5 protein-coding genes and 2 pseudogenes are annotated in these 5416 nt (G+C 58.2%); 6 read left to right on the top strand and 1 reads right to left on the bottom strand.

The annotated features are described in order from the left end of the window. The coding region (locus tag JCM13995_RS15070) for a hypothetical protein (protein WP_162230968.1) at nt 1-1369 on the top strand (1369 nt) is incomplete at its 5' end. Here JCM13995_RS15070 and JCM13995_RS12745 read toward each other — a convergent pair. Further along, nucleotides 1366-1905, bottom strand: a complete 540-nt coding sequence (locus JCM13995_RS12745; RefSeq protein ID WP_054666266.1) for an antibiotic biosynthesis monooxygenase — start codon at nt 1903-1905, stop codon at nt 1366-1368. The two genes, JCM13995_RS15070 and JCM13995_RS12745, sit on opposite strands and share 4 nt — an antisense overlap. Before the next feature lie 56 nt (nt 1906-1961). On the opposite strand from JCM13995_RS12745, the gene JCM13995_RS12740 reads away from it, so the two are divergent. The 5 genes and pseudogenes from JCM13995_RS12740 to JCM13995_RS14095 form a co-directional block, all read left to right on the top strand. Further along, nucleotides 1962-2720 carry an MBL fold metallo-hydrolase gene (locus tag JCM13995_RS12740; protein WP_054666264.1) on the top strand — a complete coding sequence of 253 codons (759 nt, stop codon included), beginning with the start codon at nt 1962-1964 and terminating at the stop codon, nt 2718-2720. A 236-nt stretch (nt 2721-2956) separates the two neighbouring features. Further along, complete coding sequence (gene spxA / locus JCM13995_RS12735; RefSeq protein WP_054666261.1) at nt 2957-3355, top strand: transcriptional regulator SpxA; 399 nt, start codon at nt 2957-2959, stop codon at nt 3353-3355. 153 nt (nt 3356-3508) lie between these two features. Beyond that, a pseudogene (locus JCM13995_RS15215) lies at nt 3509-4188 on the top strand (adaptor protein MecA); the annotation flags it as partial. A 101-nt stretch (nt 4189-4289) separates the two neighbouring features. Continuing rightward, on the top strand, nt 4290-4958 hold the full coding sequence (gene sdaAB, locus JCM13995_RS12725; protein ID WP_054666258.1) for an L-serine ammonia-lyase, iron-sulfur-dependent subunit beta: 669 nt from the start codon (nt 4290-4292) through the stop codon (nt 4956-4958). A 9-nt stretch (nt 4959-4967) separates the two neighbouring features. Then, nucleotides 4968-5416, top strand: a pseudogene (locus JCM13995_RS14095) (L-serine ammonia-lyase, iron-sulfur-dependent, subunit alpha); the annotation flags it as partial.

Below are 5416 nucleotides of genomic sequence, written 5' to 3'. Positions count from 1 at the left end.
GGCCAGCAGCTATCTGGCGGCGTTCAATCTGGTTCACCTGACTTACGCGATGGCCCAGCGTTATCAGGGGGGCGGCGTTTGGACATTGTTTGCGGTGCCGGTCATCGGCATCGTCAGCCTGTACCTCGTGTTCAAATTCTCGCTTCCGGCCTTCATGAATTGGCTTCAGCGCCGCCCGTGGGTCCGGCAGGACGCCACGCGCCTGCTGACCGTCACGAACTTAAACAAGCGCCTGCTGCGCAATGTGCACTCGCTGTTTCTCACGACGGTGCTGGCGACGGTTACCATCACAGTGCTGGGCAGTGGGGCGATGCTGTACCAGTTTGGCCAACGCTCGGTGACCCGTAGTGTGGCCCTGGACATGGTGGCCTCAAGCACCGGCGTGAAAAGTACGTTTGGCAAGTTTAAACCGCAGGCAATCAAACGTTCCGCTGTGCTCCCAACCAAGCTGGCGGCGGGGCGGTTAAATGAGCCGACCCACGGCACCGGTGACGGCGACGAAACCATTTACAACGTGCTTGCTTTGAGTGACTACGCGCGAATCCGCCGAATGCAGCCCACGCTGCCCAAGCTTTCGCTTCAGTCAGGGCAGGCCGCCATGATTTTGTTCGGCCGGACGCTGTATCGGCACACCTGGCTGGGCAAACGGCAGCACTGGTCCCTGACTTTGACGCGCACGCGGGAACGGTTTGCCGTGACCCGCGTGACCGGTGCGTTTCCGCTGGGGGATGACGGCTATTTTGACCGGGCGTTAGTGGTGCCGGATCGCGCATACGCTGACCTGCATGCACTGCTGGATTCGCTGACGGGCTACACGCTGCACCACACGCCAGCTGCGAACGCCGCGGTCAAGCGGCTCGACGGGGCGGTTAGTGAGGATTACGTCAGCGGCAGCGCGGCGGTTTTGGCCGGCAAAAAAGCACCGCGGGTGAAGAAGGTCGCCGGGGCAACCGACTTCTCCCGCCGTGCTGTGCAGTTCAAGGCGCCGCTGATGGCCGAAATGAACGTAGTATTCGGCATGGCGCTGTTCATTGTGATCATCCTGGGGGTGGTCTTCATCGTGGCCACCGCCAGCATTTTGCTGATCAAGCAACTGATGCTGGCCGCAGAGGACCACCAGGCGCGCACGGTGCTGCGTCAGCTGGGGATGCCGCGCCCCACTGAGCGGCGGGTCGCCAGTGCCCAAACCGGCATGGTGTTTGCGCTGCCGCTGGTGTTTGGCGCGGTGAACTCTGGCCTGATCATCCACTACCTGAGCATGTTCTTGAATGATCCCGGAGTGCTGCTCGTGATCGCGATTATCATGCTGTACGTGCTAGTGTACCTGGCGTTTGGGATCCTGACCGTCAAGCTGACCGAGCGGCCTTAGTTTTCCTCGACGGCCTCTGGCTTGATGGCGTGGTCCGGATGGTAAGGGTCCACGATGGTATAAAAGGCTTGGTGGTAGCCGAAGCTTTCCTGCGCGCGCTTGGTGAAGGCCATTACCGGAGCAAACAGCGGCGTGTTTTTGGCGGTGAAAACGGCCAACTTGTCGGCCCAAGCCGACAGTAGTAAGTATTCGCGCTGTGGGTTGTCGGTGCGCATCAGGACCATGGCGCTGCAGCCCTCTAGGCGATCGGCCTCAGCGACCAACGCTTGCGCCTGTTTCTCGAAGACAGGGGCTTCCTCATCGGTGAGCTTGAAGTACATCATGTAGACGTACCCGGTTTGCGGAACTGTGCCATAATGGGCCAGGATGGTCCCGCGCAGCGGCGCGACGAATGCGATTTCCCCAGTCAGATCCAGGGTGGCAAAGTCACGGTCTTTTTCCGCGTCCTTCAGCAGCCTGACCGGTGTGGTCGCCCGCTTGACGATCATCTGCATGTAAGTTTTACTGCCGAGTACTAATTGCATTGTGTGTGTCATTCCATTACCCCCAATACAGTTAGTATAGCGCTTACTTATCGGAAAGGAATGATTTGATGAAATTGACGATTCTGGGATATTACGGTGGGTACCCGGACAACGGTGTTGGCACTTCCAGCTACCTGATCGAAAGCGGCGGCTACAAGCTGCTTTTGGACTGCGGCTCCGGGGCGCTTTTGGCGCTGGAAAAAGTGACCGATCCGTTTACGCTGGACGCGGTGCTGCTGACGCATTACCACCACGATCACGCGGCCGACGTCGGCGTGCTGCAGTATTACTACCAGCTGCACAGTGGGGCGAAGAAGGCCGATCCGCTCCCCATTTACGGGCACACGAAGGATCCGCTGAACTTTGCGGCGCTGACGTTTGGCCCGTTTACCAAAGGCATGGGGTACAGCGGTGATTCCGTGCTCGACCTGGGGCCGCTGCACCTGACTTTCCTGGAGACGCAGCATCCGGTGCCGGCGTTTGCCGTGCGCATCGAAGAAACCACGACTGGGGAGGTCTTCGTGGACACCAGCGACACGCGGGCGTTTGCCGCTTTGGCGCCGTTTGCTCAGGGCGCCGACCTGCTGATGGCGGACACCAACTTCTTGGCTGACCACCCAGCGCCTTTGTGGCACCTGACTGCACCGCAGGCCGGGGCGCTGGCCACTTCGGCGCAGGTCCGCGAACTGCTGCTGACGCACCTGCCGCAGGAAGTCTCCCTGACTGAGCTGAAGGCGCAGGCCCAGGCGAATGCGGGCCAGATTCCGGTCATTTTGGCCAGCGACAATCGGATTATTGATGGGGACAAATTATTTGCGCAAAAATAACGTTTAAAATTTAATCGTACTGATGTTCACCCGGTCAACGATTCATGGCGGCGAACAAAAGACCGACTGACGGCATTTCGCACTGCGGAACGAATACTTGTTACTTATATCACAATTAGTGCGCGCGCTAAAGCAAAATTTTATTTTTGAAGCGTGATTGTTTTTCTATATCCACTTTAGTTATAATTAGCTTGTCAGGAAAACGCAGTCACGCAACGATAGAAGGAGCGAGCACGATGGTATATTTGTATGTTTCGCCAAGTTGCACTTCATGTCGCAAAGCCCGCGCCTGGTTACAGGAAAATAACATTCCGTTCGTGGAACGAAACATCTTTGCGGATCCGCTGAGTATCGATGAAATCAAGCATGTGCTCAGCATGACCGAAAAAGGGACCGAGGAGATCATTTCGCTGCGGTCCAATATTTTCCAGGAGCTGGGCATCGACCTTGACGCAATCTCAATGAACGAATTGGTCGCTTTGATTGCCAAGTATCCGGCGCTGATCCGCCGGCCGATCATCATGGATGATAAGCGCCTGCAGGTCGGCTACAATGAAGATGATATCAGGCGGTTTTTACCGCGGTCCGTGCGGGCTCTGGAGCTGCAGCAAGCCCAGCTGCTGGCAGGGTTTTGACCTTTTGGCATGATTCCCGCGAATCGTGCCTTTTTGCTGGGCGCAGAAGGTGGGGGCGCCGCATTTGCATTCCTTACTTTTTTTAGCGTAGAATGCCGTGTCAGTGAGAATCTGATATACTGAGATTCAAAGGCAAAGTGAGGTGCAGCCATCATGGAAATGGAACGACTTAACGCAAATACCATCCGCGTCCTGCTCGGCAACGATGATTTAGCCGAACGCGGGATCACAGTGCTGGACCTGCTCGGCAACCACAAGCAGATCGAAACCTTCTTCTATAGTATTCTCGATGAGGTCGATAAGGATCACACCTTCGCCAGTGAAGGCGGCGTGACCTTTCAGGTGATGCCGAGCCAAAGTGGCCTGGAACTCCTGATCTCGCGCAACCAGGACGAAGACGAAGGTGGCGATGACAGCAAGAAGGGCCGCAGACGGATGAAAACGGCGTGCCCGATTTTATTCGCCAGCAGCTGAACGCCTTTGACGAGCCGGATGGCAGCGACGAGGCCAGCGACGAAGGCAGCTTCATTGACGGCGGCCAGGCGGACAAAACCGAGGTTGTTCTTAAGCTTCAAAGCTTTGAAGACTTCATCGCGCTAGCCCAGGAGCTGCGGCTTGAAGGCGCCAGCTCCGATCTGTACTCGTACAACGATGACTACTACCTCGTGCTGACTTTCTACGCGAACAAAGCGTCCAGCGGCGAAATCGCCGATCAAACGGCGCTGGCCTTGGAATACGGCGCGCGCGTCAGCTTGTCGGCCGACGTGCTTGCCGAGTACGGCAAGCTGCTCATGCCGACCAGTGCGCTGGAAACTGGTCGCTACTATTTCAAAAAAATAATGACTTCAGCGGCGTTGCGGCGCCGCTTTTTTTGTTGCCTGCGCTTGACCCGCGGCGGTGGGCGTGGTTCGATAGGAACAAAAGGAGTCTGATCATGGCAAAAGAATTGCGGTTTAACAGTGTGTTCGACATCATCGGGCCCGTGATGGTGGGCCCAAGCTCTTCGCACACCGCCGGCGCCGCGCGCATCGGTAAGGTCGTGCGGGAGATTTTTGGCGATGAACCGGACCGGGTGGATATTTACTTGTACGAGTCCTTTGCCAAGACCTATCGCGGCCACGGCACTGATATCGCGCTGGTTGGTGGGTTGCTTGGCATGGGCCCGGACGACGCGCGCCTGCCGGATTCGCTGAAGATCGCGCACGAGCGTGGCATCAAGGTCACATTTGTGCCGAAAAGCGATAAGGTCGACCACCCCAACACAGCGAAGATCGCGCTTCAAAAAGGGGCCCGGGCGATGACCGTGACCGGCGTCTCGATCGGCGGCGGGAACATTCAGATCTCGGAAATCAACGGCTTCAAGTTGTCGCTGAGCATGGGGACCCCGACCTTCATCACGGTCCACCAGGACGTGCCGGGGATGATCGCCAGGGCGACCGACCTGATGAGTGAAAACGGCGTCAACATTGGCACGATGACCGTCACGCGGGAGGCCAAGGGCGAAAAGGCCATTATGATCATGGAGTGCGACGAGCGCCGGCCCGACCTGGTCGCTAAGCTGAAGGCTCTGCCAAACGTCGACAACGCCACGTATTTCGAGTAGGAGGACGCCATGTTTTATTCAATCAAGGAACTTGTGAAGCAGGCCCAGGACTACCCGAGCGTGGCTGCGCTGATGGTGGCGACCGAGGCTCAAAATACCGGCCGCAGCGAGCCAGCGATCCGGTCGCTCATGGCCCGCAATCTGGATGTGATGGCGGACTCGATTGCCCAAGCATTGCCGGGGTCAAGTCGGTGACCGGGCTGACCGGGGGCGATGCCAAGCGCTTGGATCAGTACCTCGATGCTGGCACCAGTTACCTCGGGCCCATTGCGCTGGCCGCGGTGCGCAACGCGTCGCCGTGAACGAGGTCAACGCCAAAATGGGCCTGATCTGTGCCACCCCCACCGCCGGCAGCGCCGGGGTCGTCGCAGGGACGCTGATGGCGGTGCGCGAGCCGTTTCACCTGACGCGGGAGCAGCAGGTCGATTTCCTGTTCACCGCTGGGGCCTTCGGGCTGG

Source organism: Lacticaseibacillus camelliae DSM 22697 = JCM 13995 (assembly GCF_001311195.1).
Lineage (GTDB): Bacteria > Bacillota > Bacilli > Lactobacillales > Lactobacillaceae > Lacticaseibacillus > Lacticaseibacillus camelliae.
This window is presented reverse-complemented; position numbering and strand designations above follow the sequence as displayed.